At 65.8% G+C, this 24,053-nt stretch carries 21 protein-coding genes; 19 read left to right on the forward strand and 2 right to left on the reverse strand.

Annotated elements, in window-relative coordinates; all coding sequences use genetic code 11:
* Positions 1–3 precede the first annotated feature (3 nt).
* The 13 genes from HDG37_RS32120 to HDG37_RS32180 all read left to right on the forward strand — a co-directional run bounded on the left by HDG37_RS32120 (position 4) and on the right by HDG37_RS32180 (position 17,102).
* Complete coding sequence (locus tag HDG37_RS32120; RefSeq protein ID WP_018422989.1) at positions 4–393, forward strand: DUF4280 domain-containing protein; 390 nt, start codon at positions 4–6, stop codon at positions 391–393.
* A gap of 1 nt (position 394) precedes the next feature.
* On the forward strand, positions 395–2,386 hold the full coding sequence (locus HDG37_RS32125) for a type VI secretion system Vgr family protein (RefSeq protein ID WP_184054691.1): 1,992 nt from the start codon (positions 395–397) through the stop codon (positions 2,384–2,386).
* A 31-nt stretch (positions 2,387–2,417) separates the two neighbouring features.
* The gene (gene tagH, locus HDG37_RS32130) at positions 2,418–4,187 is read left to right on the forward strand and encodes a type VI secretion system-associated FHA domain protein TagH (RefSeq protein ID WP_184054692.1); all 1,770 of its coding nucleotides are present in this window, start codon (positions 2,418–2,420) and stop codon (positions 4,185–4,187) included.
* Between the two features lie 20 nt (positions 4,188–4,207).
* The gene (gene tssK, locus HDG37_RS32135) at positions 4,208–5,542 is read left to right on the forward strand and encodes a type VI secretion system baseplate subunit TssK (protein ID WP_184054694.1); all 1,335 of its coding nucleotides are present in this window, start codon (positions 4,208–4,210) and stop codon (positions 5,540–5,542) included.
* Between the two features lie 23 nt (positions 5,543–5,565).
* Positions 5,566–6,855 carry a DotU family type VI secretion system protein gene (locus tag HDG37_RS32140; RefSeq protein ID WP_184054696.1) on the forward strand — a complete coding sequence of 430 codons (1,290 nt, stop codon included), beginning with the start codon at positions 5,566–5,568 and terminating at the stop codon, positions 6,853–6,855.
* A 46-nt stretch (positions 6,856–6,901) separates the two neighbouring features.
* Positions 6,902–10,447, forward strand: a complete 3,546-nt coding sequence (gene tssM / locus HDG37_RS32145) for a type VI secretion system membrane subunit TssM (RefSeq protein ID WP_184054698.1) — start codon at positions 6,902–6,904, stop codon at positions 10,445–10,447.
* The gene (gene tagF, locus HDG37_RS32150) at positions 10,444–11,160 is read left to right on the forward strand and encodes a type VI secretion system-associated protein TagF (protein ID WP_184054700.1); all 717 of its coding nucleotides are present in this window, start codon (positions 10,444–10,446) and stop codon (positions 11,158–11,160) included. Before tssM ends, tagF begins: the two co-directional genes overlap by 4 nt.
* Before the next feature lie 160 nt (positions 11,161–11,320).
* Positions 11,321–11,926: an OmpA family protein gene (locus tag HDG37_RS32155; RefSeq protein ID WP_184054702.1), complete on the forward strand. Its 606-nt coding sequence runs from the start codon at positions 11,321–11,323 to the stop codon at positions 11,924–11,926.
* Positions 11,927–11,947: 21 nt separating this feature from the next.
* On the forward strand, positions 11,948–12,874 hold the full coding sequence (locus tag HDG37_RS32160; protein WP_184054704.1) for a hypothetical protein: 927 nt from the start codon (positions 11,948–11,950) through the stop codon (positions 12,872–12,874).
* Between the two features lie 53 nt (positions 12,875–12,927).
* On the forward strand, positions 12,928–13,479 hold the full coding sequence (locus tag HDG37_RS32165; RefSeq protein ID WP_184054706.1) for a hypothetical protein: 552 nt from the start codon (positions 12,928–12,930) through the stop codon (positions 13,477–13,479).
* Positions 13,480–13,643: 164 nt separating this feature from the next.
* Positions 13,644–14,666, forward strand: coding sequence for a hypothetical protein (locus HDG37_RS32170; RefSeq protein WP_184054708.1), 1,023 nt, complete (start codon positions 13,644–13,646; stop codon positions 14,664–14,666).
* Positions 14,667–14,722: 56 nt separating this feature from the next.
* The gene (locus HDG37_RS32175) at positions 14,723–15,601 is read left to right on the forward strand and encodes a DUF3365 domain-containing protein (protein WP_184054710.1); all 879 of its coding nucleotides are present in this window, start codon (positions 14,723–14,725) and stop codon (positions 15,599–15,601) included.
* Positions 15,602–15,641: 40 nt separating this feature from the next.
* Positions 15,642–17,102 carry a serine/threonine-protein kinase gene (locus tag HDG37_RS32180; RefSeq protein ID WP_184054712.1) on the forward strand — a complete coding sequence of 487 codons (1,461 nt, stop codon included), beginning with the start codon at positions 15,642–15,644 and terminating at the stop codon, positions 17,100–17,102.
* Between the two features lie 33 nt (positions 17,103–17,135).
* Here the strand turns inward: HDG37_RS32180 and HDG37_RS32185 are convergent, their stop codons facing one another.
* Entirely contained in the window at positions 17,136–18,698 is a 1,563-nt protein-coding gene (locus HDG37_RS32185) for a tannase/feruloyl esterase family alpha/beta hydrolase (RefSeq protein ID WP_260335177.1), read from the reverse strand.
* Between the two features lie 257 nt (positions 18,699–18,955).
* Positions 18,956–19,189, reverse strand: coding sequence for a hypothetical protein (locus HDG37_RS32190; RefSeq protein ID WP_184054714.1), 234 nt, complete (start codon positions 19,187–19,189; stop codon positions 18,956–18,958).
* A 479-nt stretch (positions 19,190–19,668) separates the two neighbouring features.
* Between HDG37_RS32190 and HDG37_RS32195 the strand changes: the two genes are divergently transcribed.
* From HDG37_RS32195 to aroQ, 6 genes are all read left to right on the forward strand, one after another.
* Positions 19,669–20,619 carry a ketopantoate reductase family protein gene (locus HDG37_RS32195; protein WP_184054716.1) on the forward strand — a complete coding sequence of 317 codons (951 nt, stop codon included), beginning with the start codon at positions 19,669–19,671 and terminating at the stop codon, positions 20,617–20,619.
* Positions 20,616–21,008 (forward strand): VOC family protein, encoded by a 393-nt coding sequence (locus HDG37_RS32200; RefSeq protein ID WP_184054718.1) that lies wholly within the window; start codon positions 20,616–20,618, stop codon positions 21,006–21,008. The genes HDG37_RS32195 and HDG37_RS32200 overlap by 4 nt, the downstream gene beginning before the upstream one ends.
* A gap of 3 nt (positions 21,009–21,011) precedes the next feature.
* Positions 21,012–21,473 (forward strand): MaoC family dehydratase, encoded by a 462-nt coding sequence (locus HDG37_RS32205; protein ID WP_184054720.1) that lies wholly within the window; start codon positions 21,012–21,014, stop codon positions 21,471–21,473.
* Entirely contained in the window at positions 21,473–22,693 is a 1,221-nt protein-coding gene (locus tag HDG37_RS32210; protein ID WP_184054722.1) for a CaiB/BaiF CoA-transferase family protein, read from the forward strand. The genes HDG37_RS32205 and HDG37_RS32210 overlap by 1 nt, the downstream gene beginning before the upstream one ends.
* Complete coding sequence (aroE, locus tag HDG37_RS32215) at positions 22,693–23,526, forward strand: shikimate dehydrogenase (protein WP_184054724.1); 834 nt, start codon at positions 22,693–22,695, stop codon at positions 23,524–23,526. Before HDG37_RS32210 ends, aroE begins: the two co-directional genes overlap by 1 nt.
* A 65-nt stretch (positions 23,527–23,591) precedes the next feature.
* On the forward strand, positions 23,592–24,014 hold the full coding sequence (gene aroQ, locus HDG37_RS32220; RefSeq protein WP_311541702.1) for a type II 3-dehydroquinate dehydratase: 423 nt from the start codon (positions 23,592–23,594) through the stop codon (positions 24,012–24,014).
* The last annotated feature ends 39 nt before the right edge of the window (positions 24,015–24,053 follow it).

Genomic DNA, 24,053 nt, shown 5'->3' on the forward strand with positions numbered 1-24,053 from the left:
CTTATGCCGCAACAAGTCAGCATGGGCGCGACGCTGCAATGTTCGTTCGGCGCGGCGCCTTCGACGCTCGTGGTGTTGCCGGTCAACCGGGTGATGGGCGAAGGGCCGCCCGCGGCCAACATCATGGATCACATTCCGCTCGTCAACATCATGCCGTTCGGCGTGTGCAGCTCGCCCGCCAATCCGACCGTCGCCGCCGCGACGGCGGCGGCGTTGGGCGTGCTGACGCCGATGCCGTGCATTCCGGCCACCATGACGCCGTGGACGCCGGGCGCGCCGACCGTGCTGCTCGGCAACCAGCCGTCGCTCGACAACGTGTCGACCTGCATGTGCAACTGGGGCGGCGTGGTCACGATCGTCAATCCGGCGACAGTCAAGACGATGATTCCGTGACATGACCACGCAAAACCCGAACCGACACGTCACCGTCAGTTGCGCGCCTGCCGGCGAGGATCTGCTGTTTCTGCATCTGAGCGGCACCGAGGAGTTGGGGCGCCTGAGCGAATGGCGGCTCGATCTGCTTGGCAAGCGCAACGATCTGCAGGCCGGCGATCTGCTCGGGCATGACATCTCGATTGCGCTGTCGTTGCCGGAGGACGGCGAGCGGCAATTCAACGGGATCGTCACGGCGTTCCGGATCGTCGCACCGGGCGACAACACCCGCAACCGCATGGCGCGCTATGAAGCGGTGGTGCGTCCGCGGCTGTGGCTGCTCACGCGCGCCTCGCACAGCCGCTTTTTCCATGAAAAGAGCGTGCTCGATATCGTGACCGGCGTGCTGCAGGACTACAACATCGACGTCAGCAATAAATGCCAGGCGACCTATCCGCCGCTGCAGCACTGCGCGCAATACCGGGAGACCGATTTCGCCTTCGTGAGCCGCCTGATGGAGCACGAGGGCATGTACTACTACTTCGAGCACAAAGGGGGCAAGCACACGCTGGTGTTGACCGATTCGAGCGATGTTCACGGACCGATCGAACACTATGCGTCGATTTCGTACGATGCGTGGTACGAGCCTTCGAACGAGAAGGAATGCGTGTATGCGTGGAGTTCGGGCGCGGAATTGCAGACCGGCAAGTACGAAGTCAACGACTACGATTTCGAAAAGCCCACCTTGAGCAATCAGCAAGGCCTGCTGTCGCGCGCGACGCGGCCGAAAGTCTACGATCCGCCGGTGTACGCGATGCAGGAACATCTGAGCGGCCACGCGCAGTCGAGCGACGGCGACCGCTATGCGAAGGTCGGTATCGAGATCCGTCAGGCGCGCAACGACAGCATTTCGGGCCGATCGAGCGCGCGCGGCATCTGGCCGGGCGGTCAGTTCAAGCTCGAGAATCACGCCTGCGATGCGCAGAACCACGAGTATCTGGTGGTCAGCGCCGCGTACGAGATCAATTCGGATGTCTATGTGTCGACGGTGCGCCACGATCCTTCGCTGCCGCTCTTCGACTGCGCGTTCACCGCGTTGCGCAAGGAAAACCACTTCCGCTCTGAGCGGCTGACGCCGCAGCCGGTCGTGGCGGGCCCGCAGACCGCCATGGTGGTCGGCCCGGACGGCGAAGAAATCCTCACCGATAAATATGGCCGCATCAAGGTGCAGTTTCATTGGGAGCAGTTCGCTCCGCCGGCCGATGCCGACGCGCGCATGAAGCGGTGCTGGGTGCGCGTGTCGCAGAGCTGGGCCGGCAAACGCTGGGGCACGTTCTTCTTGCCGCGGATCGGTCAGGAGGTGGTCGTCGAGTTCATCGAGGGCGATCCGAACCGGCCGCTCGTGACCGGTTGCGTCTACAACGCGAACACGATGCCGCCGTACGAACTGCCGGCCAATCAGATGTTCTCGACGCTGAAGAGCAATTCGACCAAGGGCGGCAGCGGTTTCAACGAAATGCGTTTCGACGACGACAAGGGCAGCGAGCAACTGTTCTTCCACGCCGAAAAGGACCACGAGACCTGGGTCAAGAACGACATGCTGAGTAACGTCGGCAACGACCGGCATCTGAAAGTGACCGGCAACGAGTTCGTGGCGATCACCGGCGCGCGCCACGACGCCGTGACGGGCGACCAGAACGCCCAGGTCGATGGCAACGCGTCGCTGAAGGTCGGGCAGAAGTTGCAGGAAAAGGTCGGCATGGACTATGCGATCGACGCCGGCATGAATATCCACCTCAAGGCGGGCATGAACATCGTGATCGAAGCGGGTGCGAGCATTACGCTGAAAGCGGGCGGCGCCTTCGTGGTGGTCGGGCCGGTCAGCGTGGCGGTGTCGGGCACACCGATCCTGCTCAATTCGGGCGGCTCGGCGGGCTCCGGCAGCGGCTCGTCACCGACCGCGCCGAGCGCGCCCAAAGACGCCGACGACGGAACCAAAAAAATCAAATCGTGAGTGATGCACCTGACCGCTCGTGGAGAGCCAAGTGAACTATCCGATTCTTTCGCTGCGGGTTGCGCGATTCAACGACGAGACGCTGGCCGAGCCGATCGCGATCTCGTTCGGCCCCGCCGGAGGCACGATTGGCCGGGCCAACGACTGCACGCTGGTGCTGCCCGATCAACAACGCGCGATTTCGCGCGTTCACGCGCGCGTCGAGTTTCGCGGCGGCGACTATCTGCTGTGCGATCTGGGCAGCAATCCGAGCGTGCTGAATCAGCGCGCGTTGGGCGGCACGCGCGAGGCGCGGCTCGCGGACGGCGACCGTCTGCTGATCGGTCCGTATCTGCTCGAGGTGTCGATCGGCGAGCAGGCGGCCGGCGTGCGCGGTCTGACGGGCGGGCGTGATCCGCTGAGTGCCGCGCAGGTGCTCAGTGGACCGTTGCCGGCCGATTCGCAAGGCGACGCGTTGCAGATGGGCGCGCTCGATCCGCTCGGGCAGCCGGGCTTCGGCGAACCGCAGCGGATCTCGTCGGGTCCGGGCTTTGCGGGCTCGGAGAGCGATCATGTGTCGCCGGAGTTGCAGGCGTTTTCGGCGCCGCAAGCATCCCGGGCCGATCCCGGCCGGCCTGCCACACCCACGGGCGGTATTCCGGCGGACTACGACCCGCTCGCGGATGCGTTGGCGCAATGGGAAACGCCCGGGCAGCCGGGCAGCGGCTCGCCGGCCGCGCCGCATCCTTCGCACGAGTTGCCGGGGTGGCCCACTGCGCCCGCGCCGGCGGCCGCGCCTTTGGGCGGCCCGACCGGCTTGCCGCCGGGATTGCTCGATCCCGGCGCGGCAGGGTCGGCGGCGACACCGTTCGATGATCTGTTCGGGACACCGACAACGCCGTCGATGCAGTTTGCGCCATCGACCCCTTTGGCTCCCGTGGTGCCGGTGGTCGTGCCGGTCGTCGCGCCGCAGACCGCCACCGCGCGGGTGGCTGTACCTGGCGCGGCGCCGGGGCCGTCGTCCGCTGCGCAGCCCGCTTTGGAGCCCGCTTTGGAGCCCGCTTTGGAGCCCGTTGCGCAGCAGCTTCAGCAGCCGACCCCGTCCGCGAGCCCGATCACGCCACCGCCTGCCGTGCCGGCGCCGACCGCCCAGCCGGCCCCGGTTCGCCACGCGGCGGCCGCCACTTCCGCGAGCCAGAACCCGGCCACCCTGCAGGCGCTGCTCGAAGGCCTCGGCCTCGATCCGTCGCGCGCGCCGAACCTGCCCGAAGCGGAGTTCGCGCGTCTGATCGGCACGATGCTGCGCGACGCGCTGCGCGGCACGATGGGCGTGCTGCGCGCGCGCTCGATGACCAAACGCGAAGCCCGTCTCGATACGACGATGATCGTCGCGCGCGACAACAATCCGCTCAAGTTTTTCCCGGACGTCGACAGCGCGCTGGCGCAGATGCTGACGGGCCGCTCGGCCGGTTATCTGCCGCCCGACGAGGCGCTCAGGCGCGCCTTCGACGATATCGAGGCGCACGAGCTCGCGGTGCTCGCCGGCATGCGCGCGGCGCTCGCGCACGTGCTCGGACGCTTCGATCCCGCTTCGATCGAAGCGCAGCTGAAAGACTCCGGTGCGCTCGAAAAAGTGCTGTCCAACCGCAAGGCGAAACTGTGGGATCTGTTCGTCGCATTGCAGGGCGCCGTCGCGCGCGAAGCCGACGACGATTTCCAGAAGCTCTTCGGTCAGGCGTTCAATGACGCATACGAGGCCCAGATCGACGAACTGCGCGCGGCCCGCGAGCGTCAGCCGAAGCATCCCGCCGATCCCACCTAGCAACGTTTGAACGAGACAACATGTCCTGGAACAGCAAAGTCATCTGGTCGGAGGGGATGTTTCTGCAGCCCCAGCATTTGCAGCAGCACGACCGCTATCTGCAGCGGCAACTGGAGACGCGCGCGGCCGGCCTGCGTCCGTACAGTTGGGGCTTTACCGCGCTGGAGATCGACGAGTCGCTGCTCAAGCTCGGCAAGCTCGCGCTGCTGTCGTGCTCCGGCGTGATGCCGGACGGCACACCGTTCGATCTGCCCGCCGACGATGACTTGCCCGAGCCGCTCGAGATTCCCGAAGGCACCCGCAACATGCTGGTCCAACTGGCGTTGCCGGTGCGCAGGCCGGGTGTCGCCGAAACCGGCAACGACGCCAGCGAGGAGAACTTCGCGCGACACCGCGTCGCCGAATTCGACGTCAGCGACAGCAACGATCCGAATGCCGGCGCGGCGTTGCTGCAGATCGGCAAACTGCGCGTGCGTCTCGCGCTCGCTCCCGACGTGGCGAATGCCTACACCGCGCTCGGCGTCGCGCGCGTGCTCGAGCGTCTGCCCGACAACCGCGTCGTGCTCGAAAACGACTACAGCCCGCCGTGTCTCGACTATCGGGTGGCGCGCCGCCTCGCGGGGTTCGTCGACGACCTCGTGGGCCTTCTGCATCAACGCGGTGAAGCGCTGGCCGGACGCCTTGCACAGCCCGGCGTGACGGGCGTCGCGGAAGTGGCCGATTTCCTGTTGCTGCAGTTGATCAATCGCCACGAGCCGCTGGCCGCGCATCTCTCGACGATGACCGGTCTGCATCCCGAGTCGCTGTATCAGGTGGCGGTGCAGTTGGCCGGCGAGCTGGCGACCTTCAGCCAGGCGTCGAAGCGGCCGCCGGCGTATCCGGTGTATCGCCATGAGTGGTTGCGCGATACCTTCGCACCGGTGATCGACGACATTCGCGCGTCGCTGAGCATGGTGATGGACCCGCACGCGGTGGCGATCCCGCTCGAAGAGCGCAAGTTCGGCTTGCGCGTGGCGATCGTGCCGGACAAGACGCTGTTTGCCGGCGCCACCTTCGTGCTCGCGGTGCGCGCGCAAATGCCGGCCGAGCACATCCTGACCGGCTTCGCGCCACAGGTGAAGATCGGCCCGATCGAACGCATTCGCGATCTCGTCAATCTGCAATTGCCGGGTGTCGGCCTGCGCGCGTTGCCCGTGGCGCCCCGGCAACTGCCGTTCCATGCGGGCTTTACCTACTTCGAACTCGATCGCGGCAACGAACTGTGGAAACAGTTCGCGAATTCCGCGGGCATGGCGTTGCACGTCGCCGGCGACTTTCCCGGACTGACGATGGAGTTCTGGGCAATTCGCCGTTGATGCATTGATTGAGGAAGTTCATCGTGAGTCCAGACGAACCGCGTGGCCCCGCCGACGATCCCGGCGCGACGATTCTGATTCCGACACCGGGCGGCGCGCGGGCGGCGTTCATGGCGGCCACGGCAACGCCCGCGCCGATGCTGCCCGCCGGCGGCGGTCTGAATCCGCTGTTGCGCGCGGCCAACCCGCTGATCGAACTGGCGCTGCCGTTGCGGCAGTTGCCGACCCATCCGAATGTCGAAGACCTGCGCAACCAGCTGATGCAAATGGTGCGCAACTTCGAGACGCAAGGCCGCGCCAACGGCATCGACGACGAGAAGCTCGGCGCCTCGCGCTATTGCCTGTGCACGTTCCTCGACGAAGCGATCGCCAGCACGCCGTGGGGGGCGGGCTTGTGGGGCAGCCGCAGCTTGCTGGTGACGTTCCACAACGAGGCCTCGGGTGGCGAGCGCTTTTTCCTGATCCTGCAGCGTCTCGCGCAGAACCCCGCGGGCAATATCAACGTGCTCGAATTGATCTACGTGATTCTCGGCCTCGGTTTCGAGGGACGTTACCGTCTGATCGACGGTGGCCGCACGCAGCTCGACACGATCCGCGAACGCCTCGAACAGATGATTCGCGGCCAGCGCGGCGCGGCCGAACGCGATCTGTCGCCGCACTGGCTGCCGGTCAAGGTCGAACGCAAGCCGTTGCTGCAACTCGTGCCGTTGTGGGTGGCGGCGGCAATCGCCTGCCTCGTGCTGGTGATCGTCAATCTGGTGTTGAGCTTCAGGCTCAACGACATGTCCGACCGCGTGTTCGAAGCGCTGCACGGCATCCGCGTCGCGCCGGCTCCCGTGCTTGCCTCGAAGCTGGCGGCGGCGCCCAAACCTGCGCCGAAGCTATCGCAGTTCCTCGCGCCTGAAATTGCCCAGGGCCTCGTGCGTGTCTCGGAGTTGCCCGACCGAACCGTCATCACGATCAATGGCGACGGCCTGTTCGGCTCGGGCAGCGCCGAGCTCGCCGCGGGTTTCGTCCCGCTCATCCAGCGTATCGGCGACGCGTTGAAGGAAGTGCCGGGCAACGTGGTGGTCGCGGGTCACACGGACAGCCAGCGAGTCTTGTCCGCGCGCTTCCCGTCGAACTGGCATTTGTCGCAGGCGCGCGCCGAAGCGGTGCGCGACATGCTCGCGTCGCGCGCCGGCAACCCCGCCCGCTTCAGCGCCGAAGGGCGCGGCGACGCCGAGCCGATCGCACCGAACGACACCGCCGCGAATCGCGCGCGCAACCGCCGCGTCGATATCACGGTGCTGGCGCCGGGAGCGGCATCGTGAAGGCCTTTGGGATGAGTCCGTCGCGGGTGGCACAGGGGAGCCGGGTATGAAAATCTTTGGCTGGCTCAGACGAGCCATCGTGCTGTCGTTGCTCGGCGTGCTCGCGCTGTCGCTGATCGTGTGGGTCGAGGGGCCGCTCGTCGCGTACGCGGGTCATGAGCCGCTCGAAAGCAACCGCAGCCGCTGGGCCGTGATCATCGTGTTGCTGCTGGTGTGGGCGGTGTACTGGAGCGTGCGCTGGATCGCGGTGCGTCTCGCCAACATCCGGTTCACTCGCGTGGTGGCAGAGGGACCGGCCGCGCCCGCGCCCGGCAAGAAAGAATCCGAGGCCGACATCGCGGCGTTGAAGCAGCGTTTCGAAGCCGCCATGGCGACCTTGCGCAAGGCGCGGGTCAAGGGTCGCTTCGGTAGTCAGTACGTGTACCAGTTGCCGTGGTACATGTTCGTCGGCGCGCCCGGTACGGGCAAGACCACCGCGCTGTTGAACTCCGGACTCAAGTTTCCGCTCGCCGAGCGGCTCGGCAAGCAGTCGATCGGCGGCGTGGGCGGCACGCGCAATTGCGACTGGTGGTTCACCGACGATGCGGTGCTGCTCGATACCGCGGGCCGCTTCACCACCCAGGATAGTTTCGCCGAAGCCGATCAGGCCGCGTGGGCCGGCTTCCTGCAACTGCTGCGCAAGTATCGGCCACGCCGGCCGCTGAATGGCGTCATCGTGGCCTTGTCGACGCGCGACCTGCTGCAACTGTCCGACCCGCAACGCGCGCAGCAGGCGCAAGCCGTGCGCGAGCGTCTCAGGGAACTGTACGGCAAGCTCGGCATGCGTTTTCCGGTCTACGTGATCGTGACCAAATGCGATCTGCTCGCGGGTTTTGCGGAATTCTTCGACGACCTCGGCCGCGACGAGCGCGAACAGGTCTGGGGCATGACGTTCCCGTTCACCGGGCAAGGCTCGCCGGACGACGCACTGGCCGCATTTCCCGCCGAATTCGACGCGCTGGAAAAGCAACTGCAAGTCCGCGTGCTGAACCGTATGCAGCGCGAGACCGATGTGCGCCGGCGTGCGCTCGTCTATGGATTTCCGCAGCAGTTCGCGGGTCTGCAAGCCGCACTGAAAAGCTTTCTCGACGAAACCTTCAGTACCTCGCGCTTCGAGGAGTCCGCGTTGCTGCGCGGCGTGTATTTCACGAGCGGCACCCAGGAAGGCCGGCCGATCGATCGCGTGATGAGCGCGGTCGCCTCGGCGCTCGGCTTCCAGCAACAGGTCGTGTTGCCCGATCCGGCGAGCGGGCGCGCTTACTTCATCACGCGGCTGCTGCGCGGCGTGATCTTCGAGGAAGCCGGACTCGCGGGCGTGAACCAGAAGCTGGAGCGGCGCCGCGCCTGGTTTCAGCGCGCCGCGCTGGCGGCGATCGGCATCGTCACGGTGCTGGCGCTGGTTCTGTTCTTCGTCAGCTATCAACGCAATCGCGCTTACGTCGCCGATGTTCGACAGCACGTTGCCGGGTTGCAGAAGCTCGCGCAGACCACCCAGCCGGGCGACAACCCGCTTGCGCTGCTGCCGCTGCTCAATGCCGCGCGCGACCTTCCCGGCGGTTACGCGGACCGCGACAGGAGCGTGCCGTGGCTGTCGCGCCTTGGCCTTTATCAGGGCGACAAGCTCGGCCTCGAAGCGCAGACCAGTTATCGGCGGCTGTTGCGGCAGACCCTGTTGCCTCTGGTCGTGAGCCGCATGGAAGAAGAATTGCGCCGCGGTGACGCGAACAATCCCGACTTCCAGTACGAAGTCTTGCGCGCGTATCTGATGCTGGGCGATTCGCTGCACTTCGACGCCGACTCGGTGCGCTTGTGGGCCGATGTCGATTGGCGCCGCGGGCCGTTGCGCGATGCCGGCGACGACCAGCGCAACGATCTCGACGGCCATCTCGCCGCGCTGTTCCAGCCGGCGCGCTTCGATGCGTCGCTGCCGCTCGACAAGGATCTGATCGCGCAGGCGCGCGCGACGCTCGCCAAAATGCCGCTGACGCAGCGTCTGTTCAACCGCGTCAAACGCGATCTCGAACAGAGCAGACTGCCGGAGTTCAGCGCGGCCAACGCGGCCGGGCGCAATGCCGCGCTGGTGCTCGTGCGCAAGAGCGGCGCGCCGTTGACGCGCGGTGTTACAGGCGCGTACACGCGGGCCGGCTATCAGAAGTTCGGCCAGTTGCGCGACGCGGCGGTGATCGATATCGCGAAGGACGATTGGGTGCTCGGCCGTCAGGAATCGGTATTGACGCCGAACGGTATCGAGGATCTGAAGGCGGGCATCACCCGGCTTTACTACGACGAGTACATCCGCCAGTGGGACGCGTTGCTCAACGATATCGACGTGGTGCCGTTCGACGGCGTGCAGCAGGCGGCACGCGTGGCGAATCTGCTTGCGGCGCCCGACTCGCCGCTGCGCTCGCTGATGCTGGCCGCGGCGCAGGAAACCACGCTGGGCAGCACCAAAACGGGCGGTTCGCTGACGGAGCAGGGCGTTGCCGCGTTGACCAACAAGCTCGATGCGGCCAAAAAACGCCTCGAGAGCGCGCTCGGCAACCAGCCGGAAGACGCGGCACCGCCCGCGCCGGCCGAACTCAATCCGGTCGACGCGCATTTCCAGGCGCTGCACGAACTGGCCGGCAAACCCGGCGCGCCGGGCCCGGCTCCGCTGGACGCGCAACTCGCCGCGCTGAAGGACGCCGCGACCTATCTGGAGGCCGCCGACTCGGCGCGCCGTCAGGGCTTGCCGCCGCCGCCCGGCGATGCGTTGAACAAGCTCAAGCTGGTGGCCCAGGGGGCGCCGCCGCCGCTCGCGACGGTGGTCACCAGCGTCGCGAGCGGGGCGGGGTCGCTGATGGTGGGCGGCGAGCGGGCGCGCCTGAACGCGTTGTGGCAGGCGAACGTGGCGCAGCTGTGCCGGCAGGCGCTCGACGGTCGCTATCCTCTCGTGCGCGGCTCGACGCGCGACGTCGCGCCCGACGATTTCGGCAGGCTGCTGAGCCCAGGCGGCCTGATCGACGATTTCTTCCAGAAGAATCTGGCAACGATGGTCGACATGTCGGGACCGCAGTGGAAATGGCGCAGCGGCGTCGATACGCTCGGCATCCCGGTCGACGTGCTCGGCCAGTTCCAGCGCGCCGCGCAGATCCGCGACGCGTTCTTCCGGGCCGGCGGCCGGGACGTGTCGGTGCGCTTCACGGTGAAGCCGCTCAGCATCGATCCATCGATTACCCAGTTCACGCTCGACATCGATGGGCAGCAAATGGTCGTCAAACCCGACACGCCGCAATCGATGGTGTTCCAGTGGCCGAGCGGCAAGGGCACCGGCCAGGCGCGCGTCGAGTTCACGCCGGCGGGCAGCACACCGGCGGCGCGCGCCGACGGACCGTGGGCACTGCTGCATCTGATGGACGATGCGCGTCTGCAACCCACCGCGCAACCCGACCGCTTTCGCCTGAGCTTCGACTCGGATGGCCGGCGCGCGGAGTTCGAACTGGCAGCCAGCAGCATCGTGAATCCGTTTCGCCGTGCCATGCTCGAACAGTTTCGCTGTCCGGATCGGCTATGAGCGGCGAGCTTGCGCAGGAGCCGACATCCGGGCCCGGCTTCTTCGGCAAGGTGCGCACGCATGGTGACTTCGTGGGACGGCGCTTGCCAGTCGAATTCGTCACGCGTTGGGATGAGCGCTTGCAGGAAGGCATGTTGCTCGCGCGGCAGCGCTTTGGCGCGCAGTGGCTGGAACTGTATCTGAATGCCCCGGTGTGGTGTTTCGCGCTGGGCGCGGGTCTGTATGGCCCGAGCGCGTGGGCGGGCGTTCTGACGCCGGGCGTGGACCGTGTGGGGCGCTATTTTCCGTTCACGATCGCTGAGGCGATCGACGGCGCCGAACTCGCACGGCGACTGGCCGATGCGCAAGGATGGTATGACCGCCTGGTGGCGCTTGCATTGTCGACACTGACGCAGGAATTCGCCCTCGATGCTTTCGACGCGGCGTTGCGAGCCGAGAGCCTGTTCAATGGGGATCGCGCATCGATGCCGTGGCGGCTCGCCATCCCTGATGCAGTCGACGGCGGATTCGCCGCCTTGCTCGAACAGACCGTCGCCATGGGACACGCGCTCTGGTGGAGCGACGGATCACCCGCCGTGCCGGCTTCGGCGAGAGTTTCCGCGGGCACGACGACCGGCTTGCAGTTCGCGAGTCTGCTCGACGTCGGCGCGCAGGAGTGGGATTCGGTGATCGACGTGATGTCGAACCCGGGCGCACAGCAACGGCATCACTGAGGTCGCCGCCGCGGGTAAGGGTAAGCGTTTCAAATTGACTTCCCATCATTCGTCTTTAAAGGATGAGGCTGTCATACGCCGGTTCCCGCCGGTGTTCGCCGACGGTCCGTAAAGGGGCGCTGGCGGCCTCACCGCAACTCCATTCTGCGGAGATCGCCGTATGTCACGCCTGACCCATCCGTCTTCCGCACGACGCATTTCCGGCGGCGTTCTGTCCGCCACGCTGTGCTTGCTCGCATTGCTGTGCACGGTCTCGCGCGCAGCCGAACCGGTCCTGAACGAGCAGGACATCAACGAGCAGTCGGTGACGCGCGCGCTCGAACCCGACCAGTCGAGCGAGTCGGGCGAGAACATCGTGACGCGCGGCTTCGTGCTGTCGAACAAGCCGCCGTCCGCCGCGCCGCGCCCCGCGCCCGCGAGAAAACCCGCCGCGCAAATCCTGATCACGTTCGCCACCAATTCGGCCACGCTCACCGACAGCGCGAAGGCCGCGCTCGACAAGGTCGCCGGTGCATTGCAATCGGAGAAACTCGCGGCGTACCGGTTTCGCGTCGAAGGGCATGCCGATCCTCGCGGGTCGCCCGATGCCAACATGAAGCTCTCCGAAGACCGTGCGGCCGCGGTGGTCGAATATCTGACGCGGAAAGACGGCATCGCGGCGGAGCGGCTATCGTCGCTCGGCAAGGGTTCCTCCGATCCGTTGAACAAGCGCAATCCGGCGGCGCCCGAGAACCGTCGGGTGACGATCGTCACGGTCACGGATTAGGCGCTTTCGAGGTTGCCGCGGATGACACGTTATCGCGTGTATTGCAACGTGGCGACGGGCGCGGCGCTGCTGTTCGCGTGCGTCGCCACGATCGCGCTCGCCGCGGGTCCGCAGGACTCGAACAACGCCGCCGACAGACCCGCGGCCGTCGACGACGACACCGGAGCGGTGCGCTTGCCGCTTGCCCGGCTCGCCGCCGCGTTGGCCCCCGACGCGCGCTTGCAACTGTTCACCGTGACGGACCAACCCGGCCTTTATGTGATGCAGGCGGCCAGCCTCGAGCAACAGGGCGCGATGTTCGCGCGCGTGGTGGCATTGCTCGAACGCCGCGATATGCCGCGCGACCGCGTGGTGTCGGCGGCGGCCATCGCGGCTCACGCGCGGCGCTTTGGCACCGACCCCGCCGGGCTGACGGCGGGCAACAACTTCAGCGCGGAGGAGTTGGCGCATTTTTTCGAACTCGCGCGCGAGCAGGGCGTGGTGCTGAACCAGGGCGAGCGCACGTTGCAGACGATTCTCGTGCGATGGCGTTTGATTCGCGGGGAGCAGGGAATCTGGAAAGCGGCGAACGCACACGATTTTCTGATCACCATTCCCGGGCTGGGTCGCGCGCCAGGCGGCGAGACGATCGACGCCACCGTCAGGGCCGCGATCCTCAGTCACGAATTGGGCCATTGGCGGTACTTTTCGGACGGCGCATACGCACATGCGTGCCGCGCGTTCTGGTGGCAGGTATTGAGCTTCGAGGAACGCGCGGAGTTGACCCGGCAACTGGAGAATCTCGGCTACGACCCGAGCGACCGGATCGTGATCGATGAGATGCAGGCCTATTTGCTGCATACGCCTGCGCGCTATATGCCGATCATCGACACGCCGGGACCCGGCGGCGTCGATGTCGGCAAGGTGCGGCGGCGCTTGCAGGAGGCGGTCGCGAGAGCGGGCGGATAGCAAGGACGAAGCGAGCCGCGCGAACCGCGCGACACACGCTGTCGAGGTGACGCATGACGGATTACGCAGAACTCAACCGCATTTTGCCGCGCCTGTCGCACGCGCATGCGACCGCTGCGTTTAGCGACGAGGTGGCCCCGCTGCTGGTCGCCCTGTGGGCTGATGATTATGTTCGGCGCGTGGCATCGTGCGAATTGCTCGAAACTTCCATGGGCCAGTTTTCATATCTGTTCGATATGACGACCGAGCGCCTCGTCGCGGCGTGGGGAATCAGTCAGGGAAAGAGTACGGTGCCGCGCAAGGTAATCGCGACGCGGATGCGCGGACATCCGCTCGCCAACGGCGGGACCTATCACCGGGGGCACGCCATTCCCCACACGCTCGGCGGCTCGACCGATATCAACCTCGTGCCGCAGCTGGGCAAGATCAATTCGGGGCCGTTCCAGGCGTTGGAACGACTGGCGGTCAGCCATGCGGGAGCGCTTTACTTCACCTACTGGCTGTACGGGCCGGGCAATAGGCAGGTGCCCGTTGGCGTGGAGCAGGGGCTTCTGATGCCGGGGGCGACTGCGTGCACGTTCAAGCTGGCGACGTTTGGGAATTGAGGCAAGCGCGGCGGTCCGCAAAAACAACGCTATGCGCGTCTTTTTGAAAGCCGCGCGCCGCGATTGGGGAAATACGCCGTGTGTCGGCCTTCGTCGGTTAACCCCTCGACGAATCGGACCGTCTACGATAAACAGTACCGCAGACACCGACGTAACGGACCCCGATGATGCCATCCGCTCGCCGTTTCCTCGTCATGCTGGCGTCAGCCTTCCTGCGCGCACGCGCGGGCGGCGCGCTGGCGCTGTTTGCGTCGGCGGTGCCGCTCGTCCACGCGGACGTCGTCGTCTCTTTCGCCGAGAGTCCCGTGTCGGTGATTCGCGGCGCCTCGCTGTATCGGACGGGCGAGGGCGCCAGGCTGCGCGACGACGACATCATCGAAACCGACGCCGGCAAATCCGCGCAGCTCGAAGACGGTGCGGGGACGCTGATCGCGCTCGGGCCGCAAACGCAAATACTGCTCAGAACGCCGTCAACCTCGCACAACGCCGCGGCGGGACCGCTGCGAATCACGATGCTGAGCGGCTGGCTCAAGGTTGGCTGCAAGGTGAGCGCAGGCGCGCAACCGCCGCTGTCGATCGAGCTTCACGGCCTCGACATCAAACCTTCAGGCAATGGTCCGTGGTCGGTCGTCGCGATGACCACCGGCGAGCGCGCCGCGATCTTCGCGGAGTCCGGGGATGACGCGATCGTCGTCGTTCGCGCCCCTGCCCAGGCGCCCAGGCAAATCCTGCACGCGGGCCAGTACCTCGAGCGACATGCCGACGGGCCCCTGCGCGCGCAAGCCCGGCCATCCGCGGAGTTCATCGGCACGATGCCGCCAGGCTTTCGGGACGCGCTGGTCGGGGTGGCGGGACGGCTCGCGAGCAGGCACGAACTTGCCGCGCCACTGCGCGCCGTCGACTACGCCGACGTCTCCGACTGGCTCACGAGCAGCGTCAGCGAGCGTGGCACCTTCGTCAAACGCTTCGTGCCTCGCCTGAAAACTCCTGCCTTCCGCGCGCAGGTCGACGCCCATCTGGACGTTTTGCCGGAATGGCGGCCGATATTGCATCCGCCGCCGCCACGCCCGGCGAGCGAGCCACACAAAAGGCCCGCGCAAGCGCCGCCGCTCGCGCGTCCGCAATCCGGCGCCGGATCGTTGTACCGGGACAAACCCACGCCGGACGACGCCGACGACGCGCATTGACGTACCATGCACCACCAGGCGTTGACGCCCTTGCACACCATTCGCGTGGAGCAGCCATGAACCTGTCGTTGACTCTGAAATTCAATCTCGCCTTCCTCGTCGTGTTCGCTGCGGGATTCGCCGCGACGGGTTTCGTGGCCGACCGGGTGTTGCAGGAAAACGCGGTGCAGACAACCGTGCGCGACGCGAGCCTGATGATCGAAGCCGCTACCGCGGCGCAGAACTACACGGCCGATCAGGTGACGCCGCTGCTTTCCACGCAGATCAAATACGCGTTCGTCCCGCAGTCGATTCCCGCGTATTCCGCCGTCGAGAGCCTGCTCGCGATCCAGAAGAAGTTTCCGGGCTTCTCGTACAAGAGCGCGATGCTCGATCCGACCAACCCGCGCGACCGCGCCACGGACTGGGAGACCGATGTGATCCGGCGCCTGCATGACCACCCCGAATTGCCCGAACTGATTGGCGAACGCGCGACGCCGTCGGGCCCCAGCCTGTACATCGCGCGGCCCACCCGCATCGACTCGGCCGCGTGCCTCGAATGCCACAGCACGCCCAGCGCGGCGCCGCGCACGATGATCGACAAATACGGACCGGCGAACGGCTTCAACTGGCCCCTGCATGAAACGATCGGCGCGCAGGTCGTGTCCGTGCCGATGTCGCTGCCGCTGGGACAGGCGCACAGGGTCTGGCGCACGTTCATGCTGTCGTTCGCCGCGGTGTTCGGATGCGTGCTGATCGCGCTGAACCTGATGGTGCATTTCCTCGTGACGAAGCGGCTCAAGGCTTTGTCGCGCGCGGCCGACGAAGTCAGCCTCGGCAAGCTCGACACCGCATCGTTTTCGACGCGCGGCGGCGACGAAATCGCCTCGCTCGCGGTCTCGTTCAACCGCATGAAAACGAGTCTCGTCGAAGCGCTGCGGATGCTGGGGGCGTAAGCTGGCGTGATCGGCCAGGCGCCCCTCGACCGGAACCCGAATGAGCAACGAAGCAACCCCTACGCGCATTGGCAAGTACCGCATCGACCGCGTGCTGGGGAGGGGCGCCATGGGCGTCGTCTATCTCGCGTTCGACCCGCACCTGGAAAGACCGGTGGCGCTGAAAACCGTGCGTCGCGAACTGCTCGCCGGCGAGGACACGAGTGGCGACATGCTGCTGCGTTTTCGCAACGAGGCACGCGCGGCCGGTCGGCTCGCGCATCCGAACATCGTCACGGTCCACGATTTCGGCGAAGACGGCGATACGGCTTATATCGTGATGGAGTACGTCGCCGGGCATGGCCTCGATACATTGCTGGTGCCGGGCCACACGTTGCCGCTGTCGGACGCTTTCCACTGGCTCGCGCAACTGCTCGCCGCGCTCGCGTATGCGCATGAGGCCGGCGTCGTGCACCGCGATATCAAGCCCGCGAATCTGCTCGTCACGGCGGCGGGGCTTCTGAAGGTCGCCGATTTTGGCGTCGCGCGCATCGGCTCGTCCGCCACCTCGTCCGGGTGGATGATCGGCACGCCGAGCTACATGTCGCCCGAGCAGTTCGAGGGCGAATCGGTCGATGCCCGCGCGGACCTGTTCTCGGCCGGCGTCGTGCTGTACCGCATGCTGACCGGCCGCCAGCCGTTCGTCGGCTCGCCGGCCACGATCAGGCAGAAGATCATCAAAGATGCGCCGGCCCGGCCATCGGAAATCGTCTCCGCGTTGCCGCCGGCGCTCGACGCGATGGTGGCGAAAGCACTCGCGAGGCGGCCCGACGACCGCTTCGGTTCGGCCGCGCAATGGCTCGCGAGCTTGAGGTCGTTGGCCGTCTCACTGGCGGCGGCCGACGATGACCGGACTATCGTGACGCCGTCCGCGTATTGGTCGGCGTCCGCTTCCTTGCCAGCGCATGCGACGGGCGTCGGCCCCGCACCTCCTATACCCGTGCCTTCGGCGCCGCCTAGTTGGCCGCCTGAGATGCTCGCGCGCATCGAACGCCAACTCGCGACCCAGATGGGCCCGCTCGCGAGCCTTCTGGTGCGACGCGCGGCCACCCAGACGAACGACCTGCCGACGCTCGGCGCGCAGTTGGCGGCGGCGTTGCCGGACACGGCGCGGCTTGAATTCGAGCAGGCCTTCGCGCGGCTGACGGCTGGCTTGCCCGATATGTCGATGATGACCTCGTCATCGCCGGGCTCACGCGTCGCGACGGCTGCCGCAAAGGTATCGGCTGTATCGCCCGCGAGCGCCGCGGGCACGTCAGCAGACAGTGCGATCGATCAGGCCAGCGTCGATGCCGTCGCCGTTAAACTGGCCGTCTATCTGGGCCCGATCGCGAAGATGATCGCCAGTCGCGAGGCGCGGCACGCCGCGAATTTCGACGAGTTCGTCCAGCGGGTCGAGGACTGCATCACCGACCCCGCGCAACGCGGTCGATTCCGGCACGATGTCGATTCATCCAGTTAGCACCGCGACCGGCAAGCCTCTCCATGACCGGCTTCACTGCACGCAGGTAAACGAGCTCGCGCTGTTCACGTCGCCCGCGCCGTTATAGCTGGGCCACGCCGGATACTGGCATAGCGGCCGCGTGCGTCCCGGCACACCCTCCGTGTCGGTGACCACCTGATGCGCCGGCGGTGTGCCGTGCTCGACCCAGTTCTCCAGCGTCGTCAGCGAGTCCCACGACGCATTGAACTCGGTGCCGACCGCGTGCTGCAGCCCCGGAATCTCATAGAAGCGCGCGAACGAGCCGACCGCGCCAAAGCCCATCGTCACCAGCATGCGCTGATAGTAGATCTCGGTTGCCCGCGTGCTGACGGTCTGATCGACGGTGCCGTGCGCCATCAGCAACTTGCCGCCGTGCCGCATGAAGGGCGTCAGGTTCGCATCGGTCGCGTCAAGCCCCGACAGCATGCTGACGCGGCCGGACCATCGACCGGCAATCGCGGGGTTGTACTTCAGCGAGTCTGCGTCCGGGTCGTCCATCACCGTGTAGCGGACGAAGTCGTCGGCGATCTGGCCGTCGAACATCGCGGTGCTTTGCAGCGGATACGACGGCTGCGTCGTGCCGAGCGCGAGCGTCGTGACGATGCCTTCGAGCGGTGAACTGCTGCCCACCCCGAGATCGGCGCCATACACGTTATAGCCGGGATACAGCGTTTCGCCGCTTTCGAGCGGGTACGCAAACACGAGTGGCGTGTTCATCGTGTTCAGCGCCGCGATCTGCCGGTCCGACAGGCACGTGTCGCCGCGCGCGATACCGCCGGCGCAACGCAAAGGCTTGCCGTCGACGCTGGCCGTCGCCGGGTTGAACGTCGCATTGCACGCCTGCACGTTGCTGATGAGACCGTCGACCACGCCGTCGAGTCCGTCGCAAGCCTGCATGACCGCGTTGAGCAGCAGCGCGCGCTGCGCTGTGTCAAGATACGCGCCCGGCGCCGCGAAGCCTTCGGTCACGCGCAATTGCTGCAGGCTCAGCGTCGTAAAGTCGTACGCGGGATAGAACGCGATGATGCCGTCCCAGTCGCGCGGCCAGCGCTGCGCGACGGTCAGCGCCTCGCGCCCGCCAGTTGAGCCGCCCGCGAAATACGCCCTGGACGGATGCGTGCCGTAATGCGCGTCGATGATCACGAGCGAGGCGTCATGCGTTTTCTTCAGCGCTTCGCCCATGAAGTTGTCGTAGGCCTCGGCGTTGACGGAGAACGCGCCGTTCACCGAACCGTTGGTCGCCTCGTGCCCGGAATCGCTCGCGAACACCGCGTAGCCGCGCGACAACGGCCCCGGCAGAGCCGCCGGCGCGCTCGGCACGTTACCTGTGATGGCGGGAATCGAGCCGTCGAAACCCCCGCCGCCGAGCATCAGGATCTTGCCGTTCCACTGGTCCGGCAACGCGACGTTGAACAGGATGTCTGGCGCGGATGGATCGACCGGATGAATCGCGCCGGCCACGAGGCAGTACGATCCGGTAGCCGTCGCGCCGCTGCCGCTCGCCGCCACCTGGGTCGTCGAGGTGACGACGGCGCCTGTCGTCGGCAGACCGATCTCACGGGCGCGGATGGTCAATCCATTCAGATTCGGACAGCTGAGTTTCGATCGGGGTGGTGGCTCGTGCCTTTTGCATGCCTCGCCCTGGCATTGTCCTGCTGACGAACCCGCGTATGCGATGTGGCTCCACATGGCGCACAGCGCCAGCACACAGCACGCCCCCACCCACGACGGCACGCGCCCACGCGCGCGCCACGACTCTCTGCTCAAGTTCATCGCCGTGTCTCCTTCCAATGAGGCCTGGAGACGGCACCGGACGTCGCGGCATCAGCCCCCTATGCCATGACGTACCCATGACCTTTGACCTTTGTTGTTTTTGCCAACGGCGCGGCCACCGCGTGCGCAACGCCATGTCGCGTCTTGCGCGCAATACCGCCCGACACCGCATATCCGCACTTGCATTCGATCTGGTAGAAGTCTTTCATCGGCCTGTCGATGTGGTTCCGGTCGGCCAAAATCAACCAATCAATCATAGTCGCTAACTCACGCAACGCGCGCCGAATCGTCATCGTGGGCACGCCAGAGTGTCGTACTCGCTCGACACTGCGAAGCCACGTAAATCGAATCGGGAATAACCACCGCATCCCCGCGGTCTTGCAGGTAAGACTGACGGCAAATGGGTGATCAAATGAACATCGTCGATATGGTCCGCGCATCGGAACAGGTCGTGACGCACGAGACCAGCGGGACGTTCGCATGACATTGCGGATACAAGCCGCGTTGCGCCGGATGCAACTCGGCTCCGGCGTGGTGTTGCTGGTCTATCTCTTTCTTCATCTGCTCAATCACGCACTCGGAATCTGGTCGCTCGAGCTTGCCGGACGTGGTCTCGTTCTAGCGCTGCGGTTCTGGCGCAGCGCGCCTGGAACGTTGATCCACCTGCGGTGGCGCACTGCGTCATTGCAATACGCAATGCTCATATTGCGTTCATTGCATTGCCAGCATGACGTCGGAATCGTATCTTCGTCTCCATATTACGGAGACACCTATGAAGATCGCATTCCTGGGGGCCGGCGCGTTGGGTTGCGCGATCGGCTCCGCGCTGACCGAAGGTGGCCATCAGACGTGGCTGGTCGACCGCTTCGCGGCGCACGTCGAGGCCATGCGCTGCGACGGCCTGTTAGTCGACGATGCCACCGGGTCACGCCGCGTGAAAGTCCGCGCGACGACGAACCCCGCCGAAGTCGGGCCGGTGGACCTCGCCATCGTGCTGGTCAAGTCTTTCCACACCGATTCGGCGATGCGCGGGGCGCTCGACCTCGTCGGACCCGACACGCTCGTGTTGTCGCTGCAAAACGGTCTCGGCCACGAGGACGTGCTCAGCGAAATCGTCGGGCGGGAGCGCGTGCTGGCGGGCAAGACCTATGTCGGCGGCGTGCTGAAGGCGCCCGGACAGATCCAGTCGGGCGTGCACGGAAAGTTGACGATCGTCGGCGAGCTCGATGGTCGGGTGACGGACCGGGTCCGCGCCATCGCCGACGCGTTCAACAGTTCGGGTCTGACGACCACGGTCAGCGACAACATCCTCGGCACCATGTGGGACAAGTTGCTGATCAATGTCGCGACCGGCGCGATCACCGGCATCACCGGTCTGACGTATGGGCAACTGTACGAAGAGCCCGTTTTGAAAGCCACCGCGTTGGCGGCGATCGAAGAAGCGATGGCAGCCGCGAAGGCCGCCGGCATCCATCTTTCGATGACGAAGGCGGAGGAAGCCTGGACGCTGGCGGCCGAAGGACTCTCGTCCGCGTTCAAGACCTCGATGCTGCAGAGCCTCGAGAAAGGCTCGGTCACGGAAATCGACTTCATCAACGGAGCGGTCGTGCGTTGGGGCGAGCGCCTCGGCGTGCCGACTCCTGTCAATTCGACGCTGGTCGCGTGCATCAAGGGCATCGAGCGCGCGATGACGGACCGTCAGAAAGAAGGAGCGACGGCATGAGCGGCGCGAGAGCCTATCTGGAGCACGTCGCCATCTGGGTAAAGGATATCCACTGGCACATCCGCTTCTTCGAACAAGTCCTCGGCATGACCATGCGCGAGGTGGACGGCTCGCGCGACGAGCCGCGTCAGTACTGGACGCTCGGCGGACTGCAGTTCATCAGTGATCCGCGCTACGAAGGTCCCGAGGGCCGGCTTGCTCATCTCGGCGTGATGTGCGAGGACCTCGAGGCCTCGCTTGCCGCGGCGCAAGCGTCCGGCGTCAGTGAAATGCCGCAAGGGCGCAACTGGCTGCGTCTGCCGGATGGAGTTGCGCTCGAACTCATTCAGGCCAAACCTGCAACGTGCGTTGCGCAGGCGCTGGCGATCAATCCACGCGCGGAGGCGTAAAGCATGAGCACGGTCATCGAAAAGTACTGGGACGACGCGAACGAAGGCGACGAGTGCGTGAGCCCGACCTATACCGTCACGAAAGAACGCATTCTCGCTTACGCCGATCTGACCGGCGATCACACGCCCGTGCATGTGGACGAGGAATATGCGAACGCGAGCCACTTCGGTTCGATCGTCGCGCACGGGCTGTTCGGCTTGTCGATCGCGGACGGCCTGAAGACGCAGAGCGACTATCGCTTCCTGCCCGGCATGTCGCTCGGCTGGACGTGGGATTTTCTGCTGCCGATCAAGGTCGACGACGTGCTTCACGTCAGGTTCCGTGTGGGCAATATGCGCGCGAGCAACAGCCGTCCGGATTGGGGCATCGTCGTGCTGCCGTCCGAGCTGATCAATCAGGACGGCCAGGCCGTCCAGCGCGGCGAACATCGCCTGATGGTGCCGCGCCGTCCGGGAGCGAACTGATGCAAGCCCGTCCCCTCGAAGGTATTCGCGTCGTCGACTACAGCCACTTTCTCGCCGGTCCCTATGTGGGCCGCTGCCTCGCGGCGCTCGGCGCCGAAGTGATCAAGGTCGAGCGTCCCGGCAGCGGCGATGCCGGCCGGCAGCACGCGAGCATCCTCGACGACCAGCAAAGCGCCTACTTCCTGCAACTCAACATGGGCAAGCGCGGCGTCAGCGTCGACATGAAAGACCCGCGCGGCAAGGAGTTCATGCGGCGCCTGTGCGATTCGGCCGATGTGTTCATCGAAAACTATCGACCGGGTGCGCTGGACAAGCTGGGCCTCGGCTACGCCGCGTTGTCCGAGCGCAATCCGGGTCTCGTGTACTGCTCGATTTCGGCGTACGGCCATACCGGGCCCGACGCGCATCGCGCGGGCTTCGGCCTGATCGCCGAGGCGAAGAGCGGCATCATGCAGATGATCGGCAATCCCGGCGAACCGCCGCCGCTGATGCGCATCTCGCTCGGCGATATGTACACGGGCATTCATGCGGTCGCCGCGATCAACGCCGCGTTGCTCGGCCGCGTGAAGAGCGGTCGCGGCCAGCACATCGACATGGCGTTGTACGACACGCTGGTGTCGATGCACGAATACGCGGTGCAGTGCTACACGATGCAAGGCGTGCTACCCGAGCAGACGGGGCACGACATGCCGACGTCGACGCTCTATGGCGTGTTCCGCACGGCCGATGGCGACCTCGTGATCGCCGCGCAGGTCGATGATTCGTGGAAGCGGTTTGCTTCACTCGTCGAACAGCACGGCGGTCCGGCCGGCTTCGGCGCCGATGCGAGGTTCCATACGCTGAACGGACGCAACGCCCATCGCGAGGCAATTCTCGCGGTCGTAAAGTCGTGGGTCGAAGCCCGGCCGGTCGCTGAAGTGTTGGCGCTGCTCGACGGTGTCGACGTGCCTTGCGCAAAAGTGCAGCGTATCGATGAAGTGGTCGCCGATCCGCAGATCGTCGCGCGTGGCATGGTGATCGAGCAGGACCATCCGCGCTTCGGAAAACTGCGCCTGCCTAACCTGCCGTTCCGCTTCTCCGACTGTGACACGTCGATCCGCGAAGTCGGCCCGGACCTCGGTCAGCACAACGCGGAAGTCGCGCAGTCGTTGGGATTCGACGCCGCGCAGATCGACGCAATGCAGACCCAGGGCGTGCTGTTTTCGAAGAGGAGTGCGTGATGACCGACCGATACGCGGTGATCGGCAATCCGATCGGACACACGAAATCTCCGCTGATCCACGGTCTGTTTGCGCAGGAGACCGGACGGGACATCAGCTACTCGGCGATCGAAGGTCCGATCGAGCCCGCCGACGCGTTCGCCGAGACCGTCAGGACGTTTATCGCGGCGGGCGGCAGAGGCGTGAACGTCACCGCGCCGTTCAAGCTGCATGCGTTCGCGATTGCCGACGAGCGCAGCGAACGGGCCGCGCTCGCCGGCGCCGCGAACGCGATGAAGTTCGAAAACGGCCGGATCATTGCCGAGAATTTCGACGGCGTCGGCCTCGTGCGCGATATCGAAGTGAACCTCGATCAGCCGATGGCGGGCAAGCGTGTGCTCGTGCTGGGCGCGGGCGGAGCGGCGCGTGGCGCGTTGCTGCCGTTCATCGCGGCGCGTCCGGCGCAACTGGTCGTCGTGAATCGGGATGTGCGCAAGGCCGAGGCGCTGGTCGCGCAAGTCGCGAGCAGCCGCACATTGATCGCATGCGGCTACCGGGAACTCGACGGGATGGGGCCATTCGATCTCGTCGTGAACGCGACTTCGGCAAGCCTGACCGGTCAGTTGCCTGCCGTTCCGCCGGGCGTGTTCAGCCCAACCGGAACCGCATACGAACTCGCGTATGGAAAGGGACTCACGCCGTTCTTGCGGCTCGCTCGAAATGCTGGCGTGCAGGGCATCGCCGACGGCGTCGGCATGCTCGTCGAGCAGGCCGCCGAAGCGTTCGAGTGGTGGCGCGGCGTTCGTCCGCAGACGCACGCGATCATCGACCGGCTGACCGTTCCGCTTGACTGACGCATTTGGGCGCGCGCCCACCGGTTTTCAATGAGTCCGGATCAACACGATGAAACAGTTTCTGCGTGCTGCACGGCATCAACCACAACATGTTCGGCAAACGCGATCCCGTTCAGTACGGGACGGCCACCCTGGAAGACATCGACGCTCGACTGCAGGCCCTCGCCCAAGACCTGGGAGTCGCGGTGCAGAGCTACCAGACCAACAGCGAAGGCGACATGTGTCTGCGGATTCACCAGGCTTTCACGGACGACGTCGACGGCGTGCTGATCAACGCAGGTGCATGGACGCACCACAGTTACGGCATTCGCGATGCACTGGCGATATTGACCGTGCCGGTGATCGAAATTCACATGTCGAACATCCACGCTCGCGAAGCGTTCCGGCACAAATCGGTTTTCGCGGAGATCGTGAAAGGACAGATTTGCGGGTTCGGGACTGAAAGCTATGTGCTCGGACTGCGGGCGGCCGTATCTGCCGCGGGCTGAGAGCCGGGGACATGCGCCCAACGCAATGGATACAATGGC

The organism is Paraburkholderia sp. MM5384-R2 (assembly GCF_014201025.1).
Taxonomy (GTDB): domain Bacteria; phylum Pseudomonadota; class Gammaproteobacteria; order Burkholderiales; family Burkholderiaceae; genus Paraburkholderia; species Paraburkholderia tuberum.